General features: G+C 66.2%; 17 protein-coding genes and 1 other RNA gene. 10 read left to right on the plus strand and 8 right to left on the minus strand.

Annotation, left to right across the window (positions count from 1 at the left end; all coding sequences use genetic code 11):
* Nucleotides 1-40: 40 nt before the first annotated feature.
* Nucleotides 41-1,051, plus strand: a complete 1,011-nt coding sequence (gene gap / locus ACLB1G_RS13275) for a type I glyceraldehyde-3-phosphate dehydrogenase (protein WP_491627682.1) — start codon at nt 41-43, stop codon at nt 1,049-1,051.
* Between the two features lie 80 nt (nt 1,052-1,131).
* On the opposite strand, the gene ACLB1G_RS13280 is transcribed toward gap, so the two are convergent.
* Nucleotides 1,132-4,038, minus strand: a complete 2,907-nt coding sequence (locus ACLB1G_RS13280; RefSeq protein WP_491627683.1) for a TonB-dependent receptor domain-containing protein — start codon at nt 4,036-4,038, stop codon at nt 1,132-1,134.
* Nucleotides 4,039-4,182: 144 nt separating this feature from the next.
* Nucleotides 4,183-6,915, minus strand: coding sequence for a bifunctional [glutamate--ammonia ligase]-adenylyl-L-tyrosine phosphorylase/[glutamate--ammonia-ligase] adenylyltransferase (gene glnE, locus ACLB1G_RS13285; protein WP_491627684.1), 2,733 nt, complete (start codon nt 6,913-6,915; stop codon nt 4,183-4,185).
* Nucleotides 6,916-7,074: 159 nt separating this feature from the next.
* Here glnE and ACLB1G_RS13290 point away from each other — a divergent pair, with 159 nt between their 5' ends.
* The 3 genes from ACLB1G_RS13290 to tldD are packed head-to-tail and all read left to right on the plus strand — an operon-like array spanning nt 7,075 to nt 13,599.
* Entirely contained in the window at nt 7,075-11,253 is a 4,179-nt protein-coding gene (locus tag ACLB1G_RS13290; RefSeq protein WP_491627685.1) for a YhdP family protein, read from the plus strand.
* Between the two features lie 34 nt (nt 11,254-11,287).
* The gene (locus tag ACLB1G_RS13295; RefSeq protein ID WP_491627686.1) at nt 11,288-12,085 is read left to right on the plus strand and encodes a carbon-nitrogen hydrolase family protein; all 798 of its coding nucleotides are present in this window, start codon (nt 11,288-11,290) and stop codon (nt 12,083-12,085) included.
* A gap of 53 nt (nt 12,086-12,138) precedes the next feature.
* Nucleotides 12,139-13,599, plus strand: coding sequence for a metalloprotease TldD (gene tldD / locus ACLB1G_RS13300; RefSeq protein WP_491627687.1), 1,461 nt, complete (start codon nt 12,139-12,141; stop codon nt 13,597-13,599).
* A gap of 10 nt (nt 13,600-13,609) precedes the next feature.
* Here tldD and ACLB1G_RS13305 read toward each other — a convergent pair whose 3' ends face one another.
* Nucleotides 13,610-14,497, minus strand: coding sequence for a hypothetical protein (locus ACLB1G_RS13305; protein ID WP_491627688.1), 888 nt, complete (start codon nt 14,495-14,497; stop codon nt 13,610-13,612).
* 91 nt (nt 14,498-14,588) lie between these two features.
* Entirely contained in the window at nt 14,589-17,237 is a 2,649-nt protein-coding gene (locus ACLB1G_RS13310) for a TonB-dependent receptor (RefSeq protein WP_491627689.1), read from the minus strand.
* Here ACLB1G_RS13310 and ACLB1G_RS13315 point away from each other — a divergent pair.
* Together ACLB1G_RS13315 and aroG are read left to right on the plus strand one after the other, a co-directional pair.
* Nucleotides 17,236-17,511 carry a hypothetical protein gene (locus ACLB1G_RS13315; RefSeq protein ID WP_491627690.1) on the plus strand — a complete coding sequence of 92 codons (276 nt, stop codon included), beginning with the start codon at nt 17,236-17,238 and terminating at the stop codon, nt 17,509-17,511. The genes ACLB1G_RS13310 and ACLB1G_RS13315 overlap by 2 nt on opposite strands.
* A 95-nt stretch (nt 17,512-17,606) precedes the next feature.
* Nucleotides 17,607-18,668, plus strand: a complete 1,062-nt coding sequence (aroG, locus tag ACLB1G_RS13320; RefSeq protein ID WP_491627691.1) for a 3-deoxy-7-phosphoheptulonate synthase AroG — start codon at nt 17,607-17,609, stop codon at nt 18,666-18,668.
* A gap of 89 nt (nt 18,669-18,757) precedes the next feature.
* Here the strand turns inward: aroG and groL are convergent, their stop codons facing one another.
* Together groL and groES are read right to left on the minus strand one after the other, a co-directional pair.
* Entirely contained in the window at nt 18,758-20,407 is a 1,650-nt protein-coding gene (gene groL, locus ACLB1G_RS13325; protein WP_491627692.1) for a chaperonin GroEL, read from the minus strand.
* A 48-nt stretch (nt 20,408-20,455) separates the two neighbouring features.
* The gene (gene groES / locus ACLB1G_RS13330) at nt 20,456-20,746 is read right to left on the minus strand and encodes a co-chaperone GroES (protein ID WP_491627693.1); all 291 of its coding nucleotides are present in this window, start codon (nt 20,744-20,746) and stop codon (nt 20,456-20,458) included.
* 256 nt (nt 20,747-21,002) lie between these two features.
* Here groES and ACLB1G_RS13335 point away from each other — a divergent pair, with 256 nt between their 5' ends.
* From ACLB1G_RS13335 to ACLB1G_RS13350, 4 genes are all read left to right on the plus strand, one after another.
* A complete protein-coding gene (locus tag ACLB1G_RS13335; RefSeq protein WP_491627694.1) occupies nt 21,003-21,257 on the plus strand; it encodes a hypothetical protein in 255 nt (84 codons plus the stop codon).
* Nucleotides 21,254-21,565, plus strand: a complete 312-nt coding sequence (locus tag ACLB1G_RS13340; protein ID WP_491627695.1) for a cell division protein ZapA — start codon at nt 21,254-21,256, stop codon at nt 21,563-21,565. The genes ACLB1G_RS13335 and ACLB1G_RS13340 overlap by 4 nt, the downstream gene beginning before the upstream one ends.
* 46 nt (nt 21,566-21,611) lie before the next feature.
* Nucleotides 21,612-21,791: non-coding RNA, 6S RNA (gene ssrS / locus ACLB1G_RS13345), on the plus strand.
* 85 nt (nt 21,792-21,876) lie between these two features.
* Complete coding sequence (locus ACLB1G_RS13350; protein ID WP_491627696.1) at nt 21,877-22,338, plus strand: EVE domain-containing protein; 462 nt, start codon at nt 21,877-21,879, stop codon at nt 22,336-22,338.
* Here ACLB1G_RS13350 and lgt read toward each other — a convergent pair.
* Nucleotides 22,319-23,182, minus strand: coding sequence for a prolipoprotein diacylglyceryl transferase (gene lgt, locus ACLB1G_RS13355; protein ID WP_491627697.1), 864 nt, complete (start codon nt 23,180-23,182; stop codon nt 22,319-22,321). The genes ACLB1G_RS13350 and lgt overlap by 20 nt on opposite strands.
* Complete coding sequence (locus tag ACLB1G_RS13360; RefSeq protein WP_491627698.1) at nt 23,176-24,066, minus strand: LysR family transcriptional regulator; 891 nt, start codon at nt 24,064-24,066, stop codon at nt 23,176-23,178. Before ACLB1G_RS13360 ends, lgt begins: the two co-directional genes overlap by 7 nt.
* Nucleotides 24,067-24,163 lie beyond the last annotated feature (97 nt).

Consider the following 24,163-nt stretch of genomic DNA (forward strand, 5'->3'; position numbering starts at 1 on the left):
AAGAAGAATTCGAGAAGATTTTTTTAATCAGGAGCAAAGTATGACGATCAAAGTTGCAATCAACGGCTACGGCCGCATCGGCCGCAATGTGCTGCGCGCTTTCTACGAAGGCGGCAAGAAGCAGGACATCCAGATCGTGGCCATCAACGACCTGGGCGACGCCAAGGCCAACGCCCACCTGACCCGCTACGACACCGCGCACGGCAAGTTCCCCGGCACCGTGGAAGTGGACGGCGACAACCTGATCGTGAACGGCGACGTGATCCGCGTGTTCGCCCAGCGCAACCCAGCTGAAATCCCCTGGGGCGACCTGGGCGTGGACGTGGTGCTGGAGTGCACCGGCTTCTTCACTACCAAGGAAAAGGCCTCGGCCCACCTGAAGGGCGGCGCCAAGAAAGTCATCATCTCGGCCCCGGGCGGCAAGGATGTGGACGCCACCATCGTGTACGGCGTCAACCACGGCGTGCTGAAGGCGACCGACACCGTGATCTCGAACGCGTCCTGCACCACCAACTGCCTGGCCCCGCTGGTCAAGCCGCTGAACGACGCCATCGGCCTGGAAAACGGCCTGATGACCACCGTGCACGCCTACACCAACGACCAGGTGCTGACCGACGTGATGCATGAAGACCTGCGCCGCGCCCGTTCCGCCACCCAGTCCATGATCCCGACCAAGACCGGCGCCGCCGCCGCGGTGGGCCTGGTGCTGCCCGAGCTGAACGGCAAGCTGGACGGCTACGCCATCCGCGTGCCGACCATCAACGTGTCCATCGTCGACCTGTCCTTCATCGCCAAGCGCGACACCACCGTGGATGAAGTCAACGCCCTGCTGAAGGCCGCCGCAGAAGGTCCGCTGGCCGGCGTGCTGACCTACAACACCGAGCCGCTGGTGTCGGTGGACTACAACCACAACCCGGCATCGTCGAATTTCGACGCCACCCTGACCAAGGTCTCGGGCCGCCTGGTGAAGGTTTCGTCCTGGTACGACAACGAGTGGGGCTTCTCGAACCGCATGCTGGACACCACCGTGGCGCTGATGAACGCCAAGTAATCGCGCAGGTCCAACAAAAAACCCCTCCCGGCGCAGGCCTGGGAGGGGTTTTTTTATGGTTCGCCTGGTGACAGATGCAGTTACAGGCTCACACGCAGGCCCACGTAGTAGCGGCGGCCGATGGGGTCGTAGGCGCTGGCGTCGGTCTCGGTGCCGGTGGTGTCGCCCTGGATGCCGCTGATGATGGGCGGGGCCTTGGTGTTGAAGGCATTGTCCAGGCCCAGGTAGAGCTGCCAGTTCTTCTTCACGTCATAGGTCAGCTGGAAGTCCTGGTAGGTGCGCGAACCGACCCGCACCGCGCCTGGCGCCAGGTTGTACTGGGCCAGGAACTGGTCGTCCAGCACCACCGGTCCGGTGTAGGTGGTGGTGGCGGCCAGGCCGAAGTTGCCCCACTTGTAGGCCAGGTTGATGACGGCCTTGTTCTTGGGCGATTCCAGCTCGCCGGCCGACTGGTCCACGTCCTCGCCCGGCAGCGGACGGTTCCACAGGGTTTTCAGGTGGGTGTAGGCCAGGTTGGCGCTCAGGCGGCCCGGACCGACCCGGTCGGCCCAGCCGGCCGTCAGGTCGATGCCGCGCGTGCCCAGGCCGCCGCTGTTGGACACCGCCGTGTCGCTGTACTGGATGGAACCGGCGCTGTAGTTGCCGTTGGCGGTGGGGCGGCGGGTGATGAAGTTGCAGAAGCTGGTGTTGCCGCCGCCGTAGCATTGCTGCAGGGCGAACTGGCGCGGGGTGCTGACGATGGCGTCCGAAATCTTGATGTCGAAGTAATCGATGGTGAAGGTGAACTTGCTGAGCGCCGGGATGGAACGCGGGGTCAGCACCACGCCTATGGTGGTGGAGCGGCCCTGTTCGGCCTTGAGGTCCGGGTTGCCACGGTTGTAGCCGGAGACGCCCTGGATGTCGGCCTGGTTCAGCTTGAACACGCCGCCGTTGGCGTTGATGTTGGCCAGCACGCCGGGGGCGGCGCGGCAGGCCACGCTGGTGGCGTCGCTGCTGGTCAGGGTCACGCCCAGGCAGGGGTCGGTGATGCTGGGGAAGTCCTGGCTGGGAGGCGAGTACAGCTCGTTGATGTTGGGCGCGCGGGTGGACACGGCGCGGGTGGCGCGGAATTTCACGTCCTGCAGCGGCGCCCACTCCAGGCCGGCGTTCCAGCTGTTGGTGCTGCCCACGGTGGAGTAGTCGCCGTGGCGGAAGGCGCCGTTGAAGTCCAGCTGGCGCGCCAGGAATTTATCCTTGAGCAGGGGCACCCGGGTTTCCAGGAACACTTCCTTGACGGTGAAGTTGCCGTAGGTGGGAGGAATCGCGTTGCCGGCGTTCAGGCCGGCCTGGGTCAGCGGGTCGGCCACGCTGCTGGAATCCTCGCTGCGCCATTCGAAGCCGGCCGCCAGTCCGACCTTGCCGGCCGGCAGTTCGAAGACGTCGCCGTTGATGGAGCCGCCCACCAGTTTCTGCACGATGGCATTGTCCAGCGAGCCGGGCGCGGTCACGTACTTGAGCGCGGCGGGCGACACGGCGTTGTAGCCGAAGATATTGATCGGCACGCAGCCCTGCGAGCGCGCGGTGGCGTCGGCGCAGATGGCCTGGCCGGGATTGGCCGGGTCGGGGATGGCTTGCAGCGCGTTGCGCATGTTGAGCACGTTGACCTGGCCGGTCGAGACCTGGGATTCCTTGGTCTTGCCGTACACCAGGTAGGTATCGTAGTTCCATTCCGTGCCCAGGGTGAACACGCCCTTGAGCCCGGTGGCCAGGCGGAAGGTGCTGCGGTCGGCGTCGCTGTGGCGCGGGCCGAACTCGGACAGGCGGCGGGTGAAGAAATAGTCGGGGATGCCGTCGTCGTTGTTGTCGCTGATGCGGCTGTACAGGTATTGCGGCACCAGCGGATTTTTCACGAGTACGCCGTTGACCAGGGTGCCGGCCGGCACTTGGCCGTCGGCATAGATATTGTCCGAGCCCAGCGGGAAGGGTTCGATATTGGTGCTGACCTTGGTCGAGGCATAGGTGCCCTCGAAGAAGGCGCTGTGGTTGGCGTTGATGGCGTAGTTGCCGCTGGTGGCAAACAGGTAGCGCTCGGTGGGCACGGCGATGGTGCGGTATTCGGAGCGGTTGAAGCCGGTGGCGGCCTGGGTGGCGCTGCCGTTGGTCGACCACGGGATGATGTTGCCGTTCTTGTCGTAGGTGAAGTCGGTGCTGTCGGCGTAGAAGTGGCCCTGCGGCGCGTAGCCCGAGTAGTAGGGGCGGATGGGCACGAAGGCCAGGTCGGGGCGGCCATCGTCCAGCGAGGTGTACTGGTCCACCGCCGAGGCCGGCCGGTCCTTGGAGTACACGGCGCCCTGCTTGGTGTAGCCGAAGTGGGCCATGATGTTGCTGGCGCCGTCGGCGCTGGTCAGGCCCCAGGTCAGGGCCAGTTTTTTCTTGTGGTCGTCGCCCTCGCTGCTCTGGCCCACTGAAGCGTCGGCCGTGAAGCCGTTGAAATTGCGCTTGAGGATGATATTGACCACGCCGGCCACGGCGTCCGAGCCATAGGTGGAGGAGGCGCCGCCGGTCAGCAGGTCGACCCGTTCGATGAAGTCGATGGGGATGGTGTTCAGGTCCACCGCGCTGTCGCCCGGCACGCCGGACACGAAGCGGCGGCCGTTGACCAGCACCAGGGTGCGCGAATCGCCCAGGTTGCGCAGGTTGACGGTGGTGGTGCCGCCGCCCGAGGTCAGGAAGTTGGAATTGGTGCGGCTCAGCGTGGGCGTACCGATGGTGGGGTTTTTCTGCAGCAAGTCCTGCAGGTTGACCACGCCGGACTGGGCGATGTCCACCGCCGTCAGCACCTGCAGCGGCGAGGACGAGTCCGCGTTGGGCGAGGACAGGCGCGAGCCCGTCACCTGGACTTTCTGCATCGGCGCTTCCTCTTGGGCATACGCCAGCTGCAGGCTCAGTGCAGCACCGCCGACGCAGATCATGCGTACCGAGCGGGATAGGGCTCTTTCCTTCATCATTCCTGACTCCTTTGAGGTGGTGAATACAGTTTATTCTTATGTGTTACATTTTATGTAACTGTTGACTGTATCCACGCAAGCCAGGCATGTAAACGTGCACACTGTTGAATTCGCAAAAAAGCAACAAATGCACGAAAATAGTGCTTAGGTGAAAATTTCCTCCCATAAACGGCGCACGGCGGCTGCTTCGGCCGTCACCAGTGAGGGATCGACCCGGGCCAGGTCCGGGCCCTGCAAGCGCAGCTGGTGCTGCAGCTTGCGGAACTTGCGGTAGGCGTCGGCTACCTCGGCCGCCAGCGCCGGGTCGACCAGTCCCAGTTCGCCGCAGGTGCGCAGCAGGGCGATATTGCCTGAGTTGGCGGTCAGTTCGCGGTGGTCGGCCGCGTGCCTGAGCACCAGGTACTGGACCATGAATTCGATGTCTATCATGCCGCCCGGGTCCTGCTTGAGGTCGAACAGCTGCGAGCGGTTGGGCTTGGCGTCCAGCATGCGCTTGCGCATGTCCAGCACCTCTTTCTTCAACGGTCCCTCATCCGGACGGCGCTGGCGCAGCACGGCGCAGCGGATCTGGTCGAAGCGTTCGCCGATGGCGGCGTCGCCGGCGCAGTAGCGGCCGCGCGTGAGGGCCTGGTGTTCCCACACCCAGGCCGATTTTTCCTGGTAGCGCTCGAAGGCGGCCACGCTGGACACCAGCATGCCGCTGGCGCCGTCCGGGCGCAGGGCGGTGTCGATGTCGAACAGGATGCCGGCCGGGGTGTGCGAGGTCATCCAGGTGATGAAGCGCTGCGCCAGCTTGGCGTACTGGGCCGGGGCGTCCTGGTCGGCGTCGTCGTACAGGAACACCACGTCCAGGTCGGACACATAGCCCAGCTCCTTGCCGCCCAGCTTGCCGTAGGCGATCACGGCGAACCTGGGCACCTCGCGGTGGCGCGTGGCCACGGTCTGCCACACGGCCTTGAGGGTGGCCGCCACCAGCACGTCGGCCAGGGCCGACAGGTGGTCGGCCAGGGTTTCCACGGTCAGGTTGCCGGCCAGGTCCTGGGCCAGCAGGTGGAACAGCTGGGCGTGGTGGATTTCACGCAGGATGTCCATTTGCCGCTCGGTGTCGCCGGGCGCGTTGGCGAGCGCCTGCTCCAGCTCGGCGGTGACTGCGGCCGGGTCGAACACGGCGCCCAGCAGGCGGTCGTCCAGCAATTCATCGAGCAGGATGGGATGCTGGCTGAGGAACTGGGCGGCCCAGCCGCTGGCGTGCACCATGCGTATCACGCGCGCCAGGGTGCGCGGGTATTCGGTCAGCAGCGACAGGTAGGCTGCGCGGCGCGCGATGGCCTCCAGGAAGTCCAGCAGCCGGCCCAGCGTGGCCTGCTGGCTGCCGGCGCTCGATTCGGCCGCAGCCTCGGCGATCAGGGGCAGGGCCAGGTTGACCAGGGTCACCAGGCGGTTGCGGCTGGCTTCCGGCAGCGATTGCAAACGCGGCGCCTGCCAGGTGGCGATCAGGCGCTTGGCGGCGGCGGCCGGGTCGCTGAAGCCCAGGGCGGCGAAGCGCGCCTCGATGGCCTCGCGGTTGTCGGGATCGGCGCAGTCGCTGATGGATTGCGGGTCGATGTCGCCTTCGGCACCGCCCTTGTCGGCAAAGATGGCGTCGAACTGTTCGGCCACGTAGCGGCGGTGGCCGTCCAACTGCGCCAGCAGGGTGGCGGCGTCGGGCAGGCCCATCATGCGGGCCACCACTTCGCGGTCGGCCTCGCTGGCGGGGATGGTGTGGGTCTGGGCGTCGTCCAGGTATTGCAGGCGGTGTTCCAGGTTGCGCAGGAAGGTGTAGGAGGCCAATAATTGATCCACCGTATCCTGCGGGAGCAGGCCCTTCTCGGCGATGGTGCGCAGGGTGGCGCGGGTGGAGCGGTCGCGCAGGGCCGGGTCGCGCCCGCCCCGTATCAGCTGGAATACCTGGGCCAGGAACTCGATCTCGCGGATGCCTCCCCGTCCCAGCTTGACGTTGTTGCTGCGGTCCGGGTGCAGCCGCTCCTGGCGGTTGACCTCGGCGCGGATCTGGGCATGCATGTTGCGGATGGCGTCAATCACCCCGAAGTCCAGGTAGCGGCGGAACACGAAGGGCCGCACAATGGCGTCCAGCGCGGCGATATCCTCGGCGCGCCCGGTGATGGCGCGCGCTTTTACCCAGGCGTAGCGCTCCCACTCGCGGCCCTGCACGATCAGGTAGTTTTCCACCATGCCCAGGCTGGCCGCCAGCGGACCGGAGGCGCCGTTCGGGCGCAGCGCCATATCGACCCGGAAGGTGTAGCCATCCTCGGTGATCTCGGCCAGGGCGGCAATGAGCTTCTTGCCCAGGCGGATGAAGAATTCGTGGTTGGACAGGCCGCGCTGGCCCTCGCCGGCGGCGGTCTCGCCATCTTCGGGGTAGACGAAGATCAGGTCGACGTCCGATGACACGTTGAGCTCGCCGCCGCCGTGCTTGCCCATGGCCAGCACCATCAATTGCTGCGGCAGGCCGGATTCGTTGCCGATGGGCTCGCCATGCAGGGCCGCCATCTCGGCATGCAAGGCCGCCAGATGCTGGCCGATGGCGAAGTCGGCAAAGCGGGTCATGGCGGCCACCACCTCGGCCAGGCCGGCGCTGCCCTCCAGGTCGCGCCGTATCAGGCCGCAGACCAGCAGGGCGCGCAGGCGGCGCATGGCGCGCATGAGCGGCAGCGCCGCGCCATTCGGTCCCACGGATTCCTTTGCCAAAAAATCAGCAAGATTGATCTGATCCAGCGATAATTGGACCAGTTCGTCTATCTTGGCGGCGCGCTCCGGGGCGGCGGCCAGCCAGCGCTGGTAGTAGCGGGAGGCGGAAGTCAGGGATGGGTGGGTCATCAGGCGGCGTGTCTCATGTGTAAGGTTGGTTCAGCTGGCGGTAACGCGATGTAAAACCCGCGCGGCAGGCGGCTGAAACGGCTTATGTTGCCTATGCTATGCGGTAGAATGCTCCGCGAACACTATTTTACGCCGGGCCCGATTTTTATTAGCTTATTGATGCAAAAAACCGAAGAGGAGACCGTGGCAGGCGACACGCCCTGGGCCGTGCGCTGGCACCGGCTGCGTGCCGCCTATCGGATTTGCAACCAGGCCAGCCACCACGTGCTTGGCTTCACCATCAAGCTGGCGCTGCTGCTGTATTTCGGTTTCGTGCTGCTGTTCCTGGCGCTGCGCTACGCGGTGCTGCCGAATATCGACCATTACAAGGGCGATATCGAGCGCCTGGCCAGCCGCGCGCTCGGCAATCCCGTCACCATAGACCGCATCTATGCCTCCTGGAGCGGCTACCGTCCCAGCCTGTTCCTGGGCGATGTGGTGCTGCACGACGCCCGGGGGCGCCAGGTGCTGTCCCTGCCCAGCGTGTCGGCCGTGCTGTCCTGGTGGAGCCTGCCCTCGGCCTCGCCGCGCTTCCACAGCCTGGAACTGATACGCCCGTCGCTGGACGTGCGGCGCGAGGCCGACGGCAGGCTGTACGTGGCCGGGGTGGCGGTCGACCTGGCGCACCAGGGCGACGGCAAGGCCGCCGACCTGCTGCTGGCCCAGCGCGAGATCGTCATCCGCGAGGGCAGCGTGACCTGGAACGACGTGCGGCGCGGCGCGGCGCCGCTGGCGCTGCAGCAGGTCAGCCTGGTGCTGCACAACCAGTGGCGGCGCCACCAGGTCGGCCTGCGCGCCACGCCGCCCGCCGCGCTGGGCGCGCCGCTGGATGTGCGCGCCGATTTCCTGCATCCGGCCTTCGGCGCCCAACCCTCCAATGTGTCGATGTGGAAGGGCGAGCTGTACGCCGACCTGCGCGGGGTGGACCTGGTGGCCTGGAAAGCCTATGCCGATTTCCCGTTCGAGCTGAGCGCGGCCCAGGGCGGGCTGCGGACCTGGCTCAGCATCGACCAGGCGCGCCTGACCGCCGTCACGGCCGATATTGCCCTGGGCAACGTGAGCGCCGTGCTGGGCCCGGAGTTGCCGCTGCTGGACCTGCGCCGCCTGACCGGCCGCCTGACCCTGCGCGAGGAGCAGCCCGCGCTGCCGGCCGCCGGCCGCGCCGTCAAGCCGCTGCCCATCTTCGGCGCGCGCGCCTTCAGCGCCGAGCTGAAAGACATCGCCCTGACCACCCACGACGGCCTGGAGCTGGCGCCCACCACGGCCAGCGCGCGCTACACGGCGGCCAGCGGCGCGCGCGCGGAGCAGGTCGAGATCCGCGCCCCGCAGCTGGACTTGCGCAGCATGGCCGGCCTGGCCGCGCGCCTGCCGCTCAAGCAGCGCCAGCACCAGATGCTGGCCGATATCGCCCCCAGCGGCCTGCTGCGCAATTTCTCGGCCGAATGGCAGGGCGCTTTCCCGGCCTTGCAGAGCTACCGCATCAAGGGCGAGCTGGTGGGGCTGAGCATGAAGCCGCAGCCGGCCCACCCGGCCCAGCCGAAAACCGCGAAAAGCCCGGCCATTGCCGGCGTGCCCGCCATCCCCGGCTTCGACAACCTGACCGGCTCCATCGATGCGAACGAGCGCGGCGGCAGCTTCCGCCTGGAATCCCGGCAGCTGGTGCTGCAAATGCCCGATTACTTCAGCGATGCGGCCATGCCTTTCGACAAGCTGGACATGCAGGCGCGCTGGTCGTTCGAGCCGGACAATCAGCTGCTGTTCCAGATCGACGCCATGGACTTCGTGCAGGAAGGCCTGAGCGGCTCGCTGTCCGGCAGCCACACCGTGCCGCTGGCCGGCAAGGGCATGGGCACGGTGGATATCACCGGCAAGCTGACCGGCTTTCAGATCAACCGCATCGGCCGCTACCTGCCCATGCAGACCCCGCACGACCTGCGCGACTGGCTGACCGGCGCCCTGGAAGGCGGCACCGCCAGCGACGTCAGCCTGCGCCTGCGCGGCGAACTGGCGCATTTCCCCTTCAACGCCGCCATTCCTGCCGAACGCGCCAAGGGCGAGTTCCGGGTGGCCGGCCGCCTGGAGCACGGCAAGCTGAACTACACCCCCGGCCATTACGCCCACGACGGCAAGTCGCCCTACTGGCCGCAGGCCGAGAACATCAAGGGCAGCTTCGTGTTCGAGCGCGCCCGCATGGAAATCCGGGGCGACACCGCCACCACCGGCGGGGTGGCCCTCACCGGCGTGAAAGCCGTGATCCCCGACCTGACCCTCCACGATTCCCAGCTGGAGATCGAGGGCAACGCGGCCGGCCCCATGCAGGAATTCCTCAAGTACGTGGCTGCCAGCCCGGTGCTGGAATGGATTTCGCACTTCACCGAGGAAACGCAGGCCAGCGGCAATGCGCGCCTGGCGCTGAAATTGGGCCTGCCGCTGGCGCACGTGATCGACGCCCGGGTGCAGGGCGCGCTGCAGCTGCAAAACAATGACATCGTGCTCATGAACGATATGCCGCCCGTCACCGGCGCCCAGGGGAAGATCGAATTCAACGAGCACGGCGTCAACCTGAACGCGCTGTCGGGCGGCTTTTTGGGCGGCCCGGTGTCGATTACGGGCGGCAGCCAGAAGGACAACTCCATCGTGGTGCGCCTGGCCGGCGGCCTGACGGCGGATGGTTTCCGCAAACAATATCCGTCGCCTGTCATGCAGCGCCTGGCCAGCCATTTTTCGGGCGGCACGCGCTACACCGGCACCGTCACCGTGCACGACCACCAGCTGCAGGTGGCGGTCGAGTCGCCGCTCAATGGCCTGGGCCTGGACTTGCCGGCGCCGCTGGCCAAGCCTGCCGCCGACGCCATGCCGCTGCGCTTCGTGCTTAACACCGGCTTGCAGGCGGACGCCGGCGGCGTGCTGCGCGACGATATCCGCATCAACCTGGGACCGGCCGTGGCGGCCCGCTACCAGCGCCAGAAAATCGCTGGCAGGACGGCGTGGAAGCTGGTGCGCGGCGGCATAGGCGTGAACGCGCCGGCGCCCGAGCCGGACAGCGGCATGGCCCTCAACGTCAACTTGCGCACCGTCAACGCCGACCACTGGATCGATTTCGGCAAGGCGGTGGCGGGCAACGATGCCCCGGCGGATGGCGGCGGCGCCGATAGCGGCGCCGACTTCAGCGAATACGTGGTGCCGGACGCCATCGCGGCGCGCACCAGCGAACTGGTGGTTGGCGAGCGCAAGCTGGAAAACGTGGTGCTGGGCGTGTCTCACCAGAAGGCCATCTGGCAAGCCAACCTGCAATCGACCCAGGCCAACGGCTACCTGACCTGGGCCGAATCGTCCACCAGCGCCACCCTGGGCAAGGTGACGGCGCGCCTGTCTTCGCTGGTGATACCGGAATCGGCGGCGGGCGAGGTGCAGGATTTGCTGGACGGCCAGGGCAGCGCGGCCGCCACCATCCCGGCGCTGGACGTGGTGGTGGAACGTTTCGAACTGTTCAACAAGCCCCTGGGCCGGCTCGACCTGCAAGCCTATAATAGCACCCAGGATGGGGTGCGCGAATGGCGCATCAGCAAGCTGGCGCTGGCCAACCCGGACGGCCAGCTGGGTGGCAGCGGGCGCTGGACCACGCGCGGCGGGGTGCACACCACGGCGCTCAACTTCGAACTGAACATCACCGACGCCGGCAAGCTGCTGGACCGCTTCGGCTTCGCGGGCACGCTCAAGGGCGGGACCGGCAAGCTGGCGGGCGACATCAGCTGGAAGGGCCTGCCCTACGCCTTCGACACGGCCAGCCTGTCGGGCCAGATCAGCATGAGCGTGGACAAGGGCCAGTTTCTCAAGCAGGACCCGGGCGCGGCCAAGCTGCTGGGCGTACTCAGCCTGCAGGCCCTGCCGCGCCTGCTCAAGCTGGATTTCCACGACGTGTTCTCGGAAGGGCTGGCCTTCGACGGCATCACGGCCAACGCCGCCATCAGCAAGGGCGTGCTCAAGACCGACAACCTGAAAATGCATGGCGTGGCCGCCACCGTGCTGATGGACGGCCAGGCCGACATCGCCAACGAAACCGCCAACCTGCACGTGGTGGTGATCCCCGAGGTCAACCTGGGCACGGCGCCGCTGGTGTATGCGCTGGCCGTCAATCCGGTGATCGGCCTGGGCAGCTTCCTGGCCCAGCTGTTCCTCAGCGCACCCGTGATGAAGGCGCTGACCTACCACATGCAGGTGAGCGGCCCGTGGAAGGCGCCGGTGGTGACCAAGCTGGATGCGCCCAAGGCCGAGGCACAACCGTCCGGTATGCATTAAGCTAACGCTTATTTCCCTTTCTGGATCTGCCGCCATGAACAAAGTCGCCGCCGTACAAATGGTGTCCTCGCCCGAGGTCAAGGATAACATCGAGACCGCCCGCCGCCTGATCGCCGAGGCCGCCGCCACCGGGGCCCGCCTGGTGCTGCTGCCCGAGTACTGGGCCATCATGGGCCGCCATGACAGCGACAAGGTGGCGCACGCCGAGCCGCTGGGCAGCGGTCCGATCCAGGATTTCATGTCCTCGGCGGCGCGCCAGCACGGCATCTGGCTGATCGGCGGCACGCTGCCGCTGGCCTCGGACGATCCGGCCAAGGTGATCAACACGACGCTGGTGTACGACCCGCAGGGGGCGCACGTGGGCCGCTACGACAAGATCCACCTGTTCGGCTTCACCAAGGGCAGCGAGTCCTATAACGAATCGAAAACCATCGTGCCGGGCAAGCACATGGGCACGGTGGAGACGGAGGTGGGCAAGGTCGGCATGTCGGTCTGCTACGATTTGCGTTTCCCCGAGCTGTACCGCGCCATGGGGCCGCTGGACCTGATCGTGGTGCCGGCCGCCTTCACCTACACCACCGGCCAGGCCCACTGGGAAGTGTTGCTGCGCGCGCGCGCCATTGAGAACCAGTGCTATGTGCTGGCGGCGGCCCAGGGCGGCCTGCATCCCAACGGCCGCCGCACCTGGGGCCACAGCCTGCTGGTCGATCCCTGGGGCGAGGTCAAGGCCATGCTGCCGGAAGGCGAGGGCGTGGTCAGCGGCGAGATCGATCCCGCCTACATCGAGGGCGTGCGCAGCAGCCTGCCGGCCCTCAAGCACCGTACCATGTAAAGTATCGAAGGAGGGCGTGCGCCGCGCGCACGTCCTTCATGTAAAGGCATCCCATGAAATTATTCGAACCCAACCTGTCCGCGCTGGCCGTCGCCCGCGACTTGCTGCTGACGCCCTTCGGCCTGGACGAGGCCAAGCTGCTCAAGGCCATGGGCAGCATGTACACCCACAAGGTCGATTACGCCGACCTCTACTTCCAGTTCACCAAGAACGAGGGCTGGAGCCTGGAGGAAGGCATCGTCAAGACCGGCAGCTTCTCGATCGACCAGGGCGTGGGCGTGCGCGCCGTGTCGGGCGAGCGCACCGCCTTTGCCTACTCGGACGATATCTCGGAAGCGGCCCTGCTGGAAGCGGCGGCCGCCACCCGCACCATCGCCCGCGCCGGTTCCGGCAAGGTCAAGGTCGCGGGCGCCATGACGCCCCACGGCGGCCGTTCGCTGTATTTGCCGCACGATCCGCTGGCCTCGCTGGACGCGGCCGCCAAGGTCAGTCTGCTGGAGCGCATCGAGCACATGGCCCGGGCGCGCGACCCGCGCGTGGTGCAGGTCATGGCCAGCCTGGCCGGCGAATACGACGTGGTGCTGGTGGCGCGCAGCGATGGCCTGCTGGCGGCCGACATCCGGCCGCTGGTGCGGGTCTCGGTGACGGTGATCGTGGAGCACAACGGCCGCCGCGAAACCGGTTCCTCGGGCGGCGGCGGGCGCTACGACTATGGCTATTTCAGCGATGCGCTGCTGCAGTCCTACGCCGACGAGGCGGTGCGCGGCGCCCTGGTCAACCTGGAGGCGCGTCCGGCCCCGGCCGGTCCCATGACCATCGTGCTGGGGCCGGGCTGGCCCGGCATCCTGCTGCACGAAGCCATAGGCCACGGGCTGGAGGGCGATTTCAACCGCAAGGGTTCGTCCACCTTCGCCGGCCGCATCGGCGAGCAGGTGGCGGCGCGCGGCGTGACCGTGGTGGACGACGGCACCCTGCCGGACCGGCGCGGCTCGCTCAACATGGACGACGAGGGCAACCCGACCCAGTGCACCACCCTGATCGAGGATGGCGTCCTGACCGGCTACCTCCAGGACAGCATGAATGCGCGCCTGATGAAGATGCCGGTGACCGGCAATGCGCGCCGCGAATCGTTCGCCCATTTACCCATGCCGCGCATGACCAACACTTACATGCTGGCGGGCGACAAGGACCCGGCCGAGATCCTGGCTTCGGTCAAGCACGGCCTGTATGCGGTCAACTTCGGCGGCGGCCAGGTCGACATCACCAACGGCAAGTTCGTGTTCTCCGCCAGCGAGGCCTACATGATCGAGGATGGCAAGGTCACCCATCCGGTCAAGGGCGCCACCCTGATCGGCAACGGCCCCGAGGTGCTGACCCGCGTGTCGATGATAGGCAATGACATGCGCCTGGACCCGGGCGTGGGCGTGTGCGGCAAGGAGGGCCAGAGCGTGCCGGTCGGCGTCGGCCAACCCACCCTGCGCATCGACGGCGTGACGGTGGGCGGCACCGCGTGAGGCTGCTCCGCTAGCTGCCGCGCAGCGCCGTCACGGCGCGCACGCCCCACAGCCGCACGCGCTCCAGCAGCGGCAGCGGGGCGGTGCACAGTTGCTCCAGGCCTGCGGCGGGACCATAGTAGAAAAAGCCCGGCGCCAGTCCCGTCGTGGAGGCCACGCGCTGGCGCTGGGCCGCGTCCGCCGGATACCAGAATTCTTCTATGCCGGTCACGCCTGCCGCTTCCAGCTGGGCCCGGTCCAGCGCCCACATCTGGTGGGCCGGGCAGCCGGCGGCGTGCTGGGTGGCGGTGATGGCGTCGGTGCCGAACAAGGCCTTGCGATGCGCCAGGTAGAGGGCGAAGCTGGCATCCAGGGTGTCGCGCAGGCCCAGGGCGCGCCGCTGCCGTTCGGCCCGCTCCAGCAAGGCCATCAGCTCCGCGCGCCGCGGCGCGAGCTCCAGCGTGTCCAGACCGGAAGCCGTTTCGCTGGCGGCCCTGGACTTGAGCCGTCCGCCGCCCATGTAATGCACGGTGGCGCCGTGGATGGCCAGCACCGAGCCGGGCATCACGGACTTGGTGGCGGCTGCCGGGAACAGATAGCTGGCGCAGGCCGACAGGCAGCGTCCATCCACCACCAGGTGCATGCGCCGCTCGCGCAATACGGTGGCCATGCGCAGCGCCGCATCGAGGTCGCCGCCCCCCGAATCGATCAGCACGCTGTGCAGGCTGCGGTCCTGCGCTGCCGCCTTGCCGAGCGCATCGGCCATGGCGTCGACGATGGGGCCGCTCAGCACGATCCAGCCCGAACCTGGCTGCAGGCCGATGCCGGCGGCGTGCATGACCATGGGCCGCATGCTGGACAGCATGGCGCGCTGCTGGCTGGGCTGTGCCGCCGCCATGCCGCATGCCAGCAGCACCATGGATGCAAGCCATCGGTATAAGCACGTCATGGGATGTATTTTTTTATAATGTCATCCCATGCTAAGCCGGGGCCGGGCCGCTGTCAACGGCTTAGAACTTGTAGGTGGCGCGCGCGTACCAGGTGCGGCCCAGCGGGTCGGTGTAGCGCGGATCGTAGCCTTGCTGGAAGGTGGTGCCCTGGTTGGTGTAGGGCGGTTCCTTGTCGGCCAGGTTGCGCACGCCCACCGTCAGGTCGACGTTCCTGATGCCCGTATAGCTGCCGGACAGCGACCACACCGAATACGAGGACACCTCGCGCGCATATGGCGGATCGACGGCGTTCTGGTCGGTGTAGCCGGACAGGTAGCGGTTGCTGAGGGCCGCGCTCCACGGTCCCAGGTGCCACTGCAGGGTGGCGTTGTGGCGCCAGCGGAACACCGGCGAGGCGTCGGCGTACACGCCCACGTTTTCCGTGAACGGGCCGCCCGGCTCGTTCTGGTAATCGTACTTGCGCACCCAGGTGCCGTCCACCTGCAGCGCCCAGGCGCCGTAGGCGCTGCGCGGCAGGCGCCACAGCAGGCCGACATCGACCCCGGCCGATTTCACTTCACCGAGGTTGTTGGTGATCAGCGAGACATAGTCCAGGCGGTTGCCGGCCGCGTTGTAGTGGAACAGCCCGGCATACTTCGGATAGTTGTTGAACACGGTCTGCTCGGCCAGCGCGCTGATCTGGTTGCGCAGCGCGATGTTCCAGTAGTCCAGCGACACGGTCAGGCTGCGCACCGGCTCGAACACCACGCCCGCGCTCCAGGTCTTGGAACGCTCCGGCTTGACGTCCGGATTGCCGCCCAGGCGCACGTTCTGCTGCTGGTTGCAGGACAAATTCGGATTGGCGCCCGGCGCCAGCACCCCGCCCGGGCACAGCAGCGGATCATCCCAGGTATCGGAGGAATTGGTGACCGTCTGCGGCCCATGCAGGTCGAACAGGGTGGGCGCGCGGAAGCCGCGGTTCCAGGATGCGCGCAGCAGCACTTCGGGCCGCGCCTGCCAGCGCGCACTGAGCTTGGGCGTGAAACTGTGGCCGACGTCGTCGTAATGGTCGTAGCGCGCCGCCGCGTTCAGCTCCAGGTCCTTGATGACGGGCGCGTTCAGTTCGGCGAACACGGCGTACAGCTTGCGCTGGCCATCCTGGTCCTGGGCGTCCGCATAGCCGGAACTGGAGGCCTGCGAGGCCAGGGCGCGGTTGACACGGTACAGGGCCTTGTCCTTGCGCGCCTCGCCGCCGATGGCAAAGCCCAGCGCGCCGCCGGCCAGCGTGCCCAGCTCGCGGCTGGCGCGCACGTCCAGCGCCGTGCTGCGCATGCGCGCGTTCAGGTATTCGCCCAATAGCAGCGAGTCGTTCAGGTAGGCCAATCCCTCGGCGCTTTGTTCGCCGAAGGGATTGAGCAGGCCGCTGCCCACGCCTTCCACCATGCGCTGGTCGACCACGTAGCCGCCGGTGAAGGCGCTGGCGGCCTTGCTGACCGAGTGGCTCAGGCCCGCGCTGTAGTCCCAGCCGCGCAGCGTGCCCTCGGCGCTCAGCACGCCCCGGTCGGTGGTGCTGGTGTCGAAGCCGGCCCGGCGTCCCGTCACCAGCGGGCGCCAGCTGATGTCCAGGTCTTCGCCCGCCAGGCCGGCCACGGCCGGCACCCCGGCGCTGCCGCCCGGGTAGTAGGGGCTGCTGGCGTGCATGATCATGGCGATGCCGGCCAGCGGCGGCGGCGCCACCCTGGCTTCGTTGGTGCTGCGCGCATGCAGTAGTTCCAGGCCGGCGTTGTTGTCGTTGTCGAGGCGGATGGTGGCGCGCCCCAGATACGTTTCCTGTTTGGTGCGCGGCAGGTCGTCCACCTCGCGCGAATAGTCGTAGCGGCATGTGGGCGAGCCACCCGTGTTGGGTACCGAGGCCGGCGGCCGGCAGCCGCTGGCGAAATACGGGTTGCCGCTGATGCCGTTGTCGGAATAGAAGTTGGCGGGGTAGGGCGTGCCGCTGGTTTTGCTGACGCCGTGCTCGGGCCGTATCCCGGTACTGGAAAAGGCGCGCGCCGTGGCCGGCAGCGCTTTCTGGCGGTGCACGTCGGCCACGCCCCACAGGTTGAAGCCGTCCGTGGCCAGGTCGCCGAAGCCGCCGCTGATGTTGGCGCGCCGTTCGTCGCCGCCGCCGCTGGCTTCCGGCTGGTAGCCTTCGATGGTGATGGCGCCGCCTGTCACCTGCCGTTTGGTGATGAAGTTGACCACGCCGCCGATGGCGTCGCTGCCGTACACGGCGGAGGCGCCGTCGCGCAGGATTTCGACCCGGTCCAGGGCCGCCAGCGGGATCACGTTCAAGTCCACGCTGTCGCCGTTGAACGGATGCGGCGCCAGGCGGCGGCCGTTCAGCAGCACCAGGGTGCGCTGCCCGCCCAGGCCGCGCAAATCGGCCTGGGCCTGGCCGCCGGTGCCGGCGCCGACCGACTGGCTGGCGCCCTGCGAACTCTGGTTCATGGGGATGCTGTTGAGGACGTCCTGGGCCGTGGTCAGGCCCTGGCGCGCGAAGTCCTCGGCGCGCACGGTGGTGATGGGCAGCGCCGTTTCGGCCGCGATGCGGCGGATGGACGAGCCGGTGATTTCGACGCGCTGCACGGGGGCGGGCTGGTCCTGGGTTTCGGTCTGGGCCTGGACCGTGCAGCTCAACAGCACGGCGCCGCCGGCGCACAGGCGCAGCAAGGTAGGGGTGGATGGCATGGTGATACTCCTCGAATTGGGAAGCCCCAGTCTTGAGGTGAACACTTGCTGCAAGCATGATCTGCATCAGGGGTGCGTCGGCGCCCATATGGTTTGTGGCGCTTTGGAGACAGAAAATTCTAAAATTCATTTCTTGGCCGAACAAAATTTTGCTTGCCAAGCCCGCGTGTCTATTGCTATAGTCGTCAGACCTTATCTGGACACTCACATGATCCGCTTTTTCTTTACCGGCTACTTTTACTTTTGGCAATTCCAACCCAAGGCGGTGGAGTAGCGGCCGGTACACGTAAAAGCAAACACGAGTTCCAGCAGAATCCAAGAAAACCGCCAGCGATGGCGGTTTTTTTTTACCCATAGGAGTAACACAGCATGCCCCGTACCGATGACTTGCGCATACGCGAAATGAAGGAATTGACGCCACCCTCCCACCTGATCCGTGAATTCCCGTGCACGGAAGTGGCGGAGCAGACCGCGGCCAATGCGCGCATCGCGCTGCACCGCATCCTGCACGGCCAGGACGACCGCCTGATGGTGGTGATCGGCCCGTGCTCCATCCACGATCCCAAGGCCGCCATGGAATACGCGCGCCGCCTGGCGCCGCTGCGCCAGGAACTGGGCGCCGACCTGGAAATCGTGATGCGGGTGTACTTCGAAAAGCCGCGCACCACGGTGGGCTGGAAGGGCCTGATCAACGACCCCTACATGGACAACAGCTTCCGCATCAACGACGGCCTGCGCATGGCGCGCGAACTGCTGCGCGACATCAACGGGCTGGGCCTGCCGGCCGGCACCGAGTTCCTGGACGTGATCAGCCCGCAGTACGTGGCCGACCTGATCAGCTGGGGCGCGATTGGCGCCCGCACCACCGAGTCGCAGGTGCACCGCGAACTGGCCTCCGGCCTGTCGTGCCCGGTGGGCTTCAAGAACGGTACCGACGGCAACGTCAAGATCGCGGTGGACGCCATCAAGGCCGCGTCGCAGCCGCACCATTTCCTGTCGGTGACCAAGGGCGGCCACTCGGCCATCGTGTCCACCAACGGCAACGAGGATTGCCACATCATCCTGCGCGGCGGCAAGGCGCCCAACTATGACGCGGCCAGCGTGGAAGAAGCGTGCAAGGCGATTTCGGCCCAGGGCCTGGCGGCGCGCGTGATGATAGACGCCTCGCACGCCAACAGCAGCAAGAAGCCGGAAAACCAGGTGCCGGTGTGCGCCGACATCGCCGCCCAGGTGGCCGGCGGCGACAGCCGCATCGTGGGCGTGATGGTGGAGTCGCACCTGGTGGCCGGCCGCCAGGACATCGTTCCGGGCCAGGAGCTGGTGTATGGCCAGTCCGTGACGGATGGCTGCATCGATTGGGACAGCAGCGTGCAAGTGCTGCAAGGGCTGGCCGCCGCCGTGCGCCAGCGCCGCCTGGCCCAGCGGGACTGAGGTTGGTATGCCGCCCGTTGTGGCGGCAATAAAAAAGCCGGCTTGCGTGAGCAAGCCGGCTTTTTTTCAGCACTGTGGTGTGCGGCAGATTACATCATGCCGTCCATGCCACCCATGCCGCCCATGCCACCCATACCGCCCATGCCGCCGGCCGGTTTGTCTTCCACGATCTCGGCGATCATGCAGTCGGTGGTCAGCATCAGGCCGGCGATCGAAGCTGCGTTCTGCAGGGCCGAACGGGTCACCTTGGCCGGATCCAGCACGCCCATTTCCACCATGTCGCCATAGGTGCCGTTGGCGGCGTTGTAGCCGTAGTTGCCGGTGCCGCCGACGACGGCGTTCACCACCACCGAGGCTTCTTCGCCGGCGTTCTGCACGATCATGCGCAGCGGCTCTTCCATGGCGCGCAGCACGATCTTGATGCCGGCGTCCTGGTCGGCGTTGTCGCCTTTCAGGTTCTGCACTGCCGAACGGGCGCGCAGCAGGGCCACGCCGCCGCCAGGAACAATGCCTTCTTCCACGGCAGCACGGGTAGCGTGCAGGGCGTCTTCCACGCGGGCTTTCTTCTCTTTCATTTCGACTTCGGTGGCGGCGCCAACCTTGATCACGGCAACACCGCCGGCCAGCTTGGCCACGCGCTCTTGCAGTTTTTCACGGTCGTAGTCCGAGGTCGCTTCTTCGATCTGCACGCGGATCTGCTTGACGCGGCCTTCGATGTTCGAGGCTTCGCCGGCGCCATCGATGACGATGGTGTTTTCCTTGCCGACTTCGATGCGCTTGGCCTGGCCCAGTTCGGCCAGCGACACTTTTTCCAGGGTCAGGCCGACTTCTTCCGCCACCACCTGGCCACCGGTCAGGATGGCGATGTCTTCCAGCATGGCCTTGCGGCGGTCGCCGAAGCCAGGCGCCTTGACGGCGCAGGTTTTCAGGATGCCGCGGATGTTGTTGACCACCAGGGTCGCCAGGGCTTCGCCTTCGATGTCTTCAGCGATGATCAGCAGCGGACGGCCGGCCTTGGCCACTTGCTCCAGTACCGGCAGCAGGTCGCGGATGTTGGAGATTTTCTTGTCGCACAGCAGGACGAACGGGTTGTCCAGGATAGCGACTTGCTTCTCTTGGTTGTTGATGAAGTACGGGGACAGGTAGCCGCGGTCGAACTGCATGCCTTCCACGATGTCCAGCTCGTCGTTCAGCGACTTGCCGTCTTCCACGGTGATGACGCCTTCCTTGCCGACTTTTTCCATGGCTTCAGCGATGCGCTCGCCGATCGAGGCGTCGGAGTTGGCCGAGATCGAACCGACCTGGGCGATTTCCTTGGAGGTGGTGCAGGGACGGGCGATGGCGGCGATCTGTTCCACGGTGGCGGCCACGGCCTTGTCGATGCCGCGCTTCAGGTCCATCGGGTTCATGCCGGCTGCCACGAATTTCATGCCTTCGCGTACCAGGGCCTGGGCCAGCACGGTGGCGGTGGTGGTGCCGTCGCCGGCGTTGTCGGAGGTCTTGGAAGCGACTTCCTTGACCATTTGCGCGCCCATGTTCTGCAGCTTGTCTTTCAGTTCGACTTCCTTGGCCACCGAGACGCCGTCCTTGGTGACGGTGGGGGCGCCGAAGGAGCGCTCCAGCACCACGTTGCGGCCTTTCGGGCCCAGGGTGACTTTGACGGCGTTGGCCAGGATGTTGACGCCTTCTACCATTTTGGCGCGCGCTGCGTCGCCGAAGATTACTTCTTTAGCTGCCATGTTTGATGCTCCTGAATTCGGGTTAGGTGGGATGGTCTCAAGTAATGATTACTTGGTGACGATCGCCATGATGTCTTCTTCGCGCATGACCAGCAGTTCCTGGCCGTCGATCTTCACGGTCTGGCCGGCGTATTTGCCGAACAGCACGCGGTCGCCTACTTTGACATCCAGCGGACGGGCTTTGCCATCGTCCAGGATCTTGCCATTGCCAACGGCCAGCACTTCGCCCTGGTCCGGTTTTTCAGCGGCTGCATCGGGGATGATCAGGCCGGAGGCGGTTTTGGTTTCCTGGTCGAGACGCTTGACGATGACGCGATCGTTCAAAGGGCGAAGGTTCATACAAAACTCCTTTATTCAATGGATAGACACTACGTGTTCGGTTGCAGGGAGGCTGTTAGCACTCTCCCGTAGCGAGTGCCAATTATAGGGACGCTTATTCGGTATTTCAAGGTTGGTATGTGGTTATTTAATGCAGGAATAAGGCAGGACGTGACGATTCGGCACGGGCCTTGACAATGCGCAAACATCGTGCGCGCATACCGCTTATCCACGGGATTTGGTTGACGGCGTACCGTGCCCTCCCTATAGTGGCGGGATGATTTCAGAATTCCAAGACCTATCCGATAAAATCGACCAACTGGCCGAGCTGACCGTGTCCCTGCGCCGCGAGAACGCCCAGCTGCGCCAGGCCAACGCCAGCCTGCAGGCCGAGAACCAGGCCGTGCAGCAGCGTCTGGCCCAGGCCGCCAGCCGTGTCGCCGCCCTGCTGGAGCATGTGCCCTCGCTGGAGCAGCCCGCGGCTGAAGCGGCCCAGGCCGCCCCGGTTGCCGAGCAGGAGCAAGTGCAATGATCCACCTCGATGTGACCATCATGGGCGCGCCCTACCGCCTGGTTTGCCAGGCCGAGGAGGAACGCGCCCTGCGCGAGGCGGCTGCCTTCCTGGACAAGAAGATGACGGCCATCCGCAACGCCGGCAAGGTCAAGGGCAACGACCGCATCGCCGTCATGGCGGCGCTGGGCATGGCGGCCGAGTTCCTGTCGGTGAAGGCGCCGCAGGGACCCTTGTCGGACATGAGCCTGCTGGAAGTGCAGCACAAGCTGGCCGCCATGCACAAGGTGCTGGACAGTGCGCTGACGCCACAGGAAACCCTGTTTTAATTTGCCGTGAGCCTTCCCCTGGCGCGGACAAAAGAGTAAACTCCGGCTTACCCTGCAGTGTTCGCGATTGCCATATATTCCTTGAACCATTATTACGCACAGGTCTCGGGAATTTGTTTGATGGGCGTGAGCGTCGCTAGTCCGACGAACCCGAAATTGGACTAACTGAGACCGCCTTGAACCGTTTGGTTCGGGATGCCGGCACAGCGGCACAGGTGGGGCCACATATCAGAAAGAAGCGGTTGCAGCCGGTGCGCGCAGCCGCTTTTTTTACGCCTGTCGAGTTTTTACGCCCGCCGAAGGAGCCCTGCATGCAGTACTGGTTGATGAAGTCCGAGCCCGATGAAGTCAGCATCGATGATCTGATGGCCGCGCCCGGGCAGACCACGGCCTGGTTCGGGGTGCGCAACTACCAGGCCCGCAACTTCATGCGCGACGCCATGCGCGAGGGCGACGGCGTGCTGTTCTATCACTCCAGCTGTCCACAGCCGGGCATCGCCGGGCTGGCCGTGATTGCCAGCGGCCCGTATCCGGACGCCACCCAGTTCGACCCCAAGAGCAAATACCACGATCCCAAGGCCACGCAAGAGCAGCCGCGCTGGATCTCCATCGACGTGCGCGGCACGAACAAGACCCGGCTGCTGCCGCTGTCCGAGCTGCGCGCCATTCCCGCGCTGGAAGACATGGAATTGCTGCGCAAGGGCAGCCGGCTGTCCATCACGCCGGTCACGCCGGCGCAATGGAATACCATCGTCAAGCTGCTGGAGCAGTGATCTTCGGTGCGCTGGCCTGCTGGCGCGTGTTGTAGGCCCAGGCCAGCATGACGATGGCGCCGACTATCATGGGCAGCGACAGCACCTGGCCCGAGGTGATCGGCAGGCCGAACACGGTGGTTTCCCAGTCCGGGGTGCGGAACCACTCGGTGAAGAAGCGCGCGCAGCCGTACAGCAGGGTGTACATGGCGCCCACCGCCAGGCGTGGACGCTCCTTGCGCGCATACAGCCACAGGATGATGAACACCAGGATGCCGTCGATCAGCATCTGGTAGATGGGCGACGGGTGGCGCAGGCCCTGCAAAAAGACCGGATTGGGGAACAGCGGATAAGCCGTGTCCGGCCACTGCATGGCCCAGGGCAGGGAAGGGTCGCCGACCACCCGGCCCGGCAGTTCGGCGTTGATGAAGTTGCCCAGGCGCCCGGCCGCATAGCCCAGCGGCACCATGGGCGCGATGAAGTCGTACACGTCCAGCAGGTTGCGGCCGGCGCGGCGGGCCCACAGCCACATGGCGATCAGCACCCCGATGAAGCCGCCGTGGAAGGACATGCCGCCATGCCAGACCTGCACGATTTCCAGCGGGTTGGCGAAGAAGAAGGCAGGGCGGTAGAACAGCACCTCGCCCAGGCGCCCGCCCAAGACCACGCCCAGCATGCCGTAGAACAGCATGTCGTCCAGGTCTTCCTTCTTCCAGCCCAGTTTCGCGATATGCGGCTGCCGGATGCGCACCCGGCCCAGCGCGATGAACAGGCCGAAGGCCAGCACGTACATCAGGCCATACCAGTGTACCTGGACCGGACCCAGATGGATGGCGACGGGATCGGGCATGGGGTGTATCAGCATAGGGTGTTCTTTCTCATCAAATCCAAAAAGCCTTGCAGCACGGGCGAGGCGTGGTCGCGGCGCCAGGCCAGTCCCGTTTCGACCAGCGGCGTGGGATCGGCCAACGCCCGGTATTCTACCCCGGGCCGCATCAGCTTAGAGACCGACTGCGGCACCAGCGCCAGTCCCATGCCGGCCGAGACCAGGCTGACGATGGTCTGCATCTGTATGGCCTGCTGGCCGATGGCGGGCGTGACGCCGGCCGCGCCGAACACGGACAGCACGGCGTCGTACAGGGCCGGGGCGATGGCGCGCGGGAAGATAATCAGCGGCAGCGCGGGCAGCTGCGCCACCGGCACCGGACCATCGCCGGCCAGCAGGCCTTGTGGCGCGGCCAGTATCAGCGGCTCCTTGAGCACCGGCAGGTAGTCCAGGGTGGCGCGGGCTTTCTCGGGCAGGGGCGGTATCAGCAGGCCTGCGTCGATACGGCCCTGCAGCAGCTCGTCCAGTTGCAGGTCGGAGGTGGCTTCCTGCAGCGTGATCTGCACTTGCGGAAAGGCGGCGCGGTAGGCGCGCAAAAAGGGCGGCAGCACGCTGTAGTCGGCCGAGGACACGAAGGCCAGCGACAGCCGCCCGGTGACGCCGGCGGCGGCCCGTTGCACCAGCTGGGGCAGCTCCTGCGCCTGGGCCAGCAGGCGGCGCGCCTCGGGCAGCAGGGCGGCGCCGGCGGCGGTGAGCGCGACGCCGCGGCGGTCGCGGTCGAACAGCGGCGCGCCCAGTTCCTGTTCCAGCGCCTGTATGGTTTGCGACAGCGGCGGCTGCGTCATGTGCAAGCGCGCGGCGGCACGGCCGAAGTGCAGTTCCTCGGCCACGGTGACAAAATAGCGTAGCTGGCGTAATTCCATGCTTGATATCTTATACGAATCACAGACGGCATTATCATATATTTGACATGGTGATGCGGACTGGGCAAGCTGTTGCCCTCGTCATAGCAGAAATCTG

Source organism: Duganella kummerowiae (genome assembly GCF_053572355.1).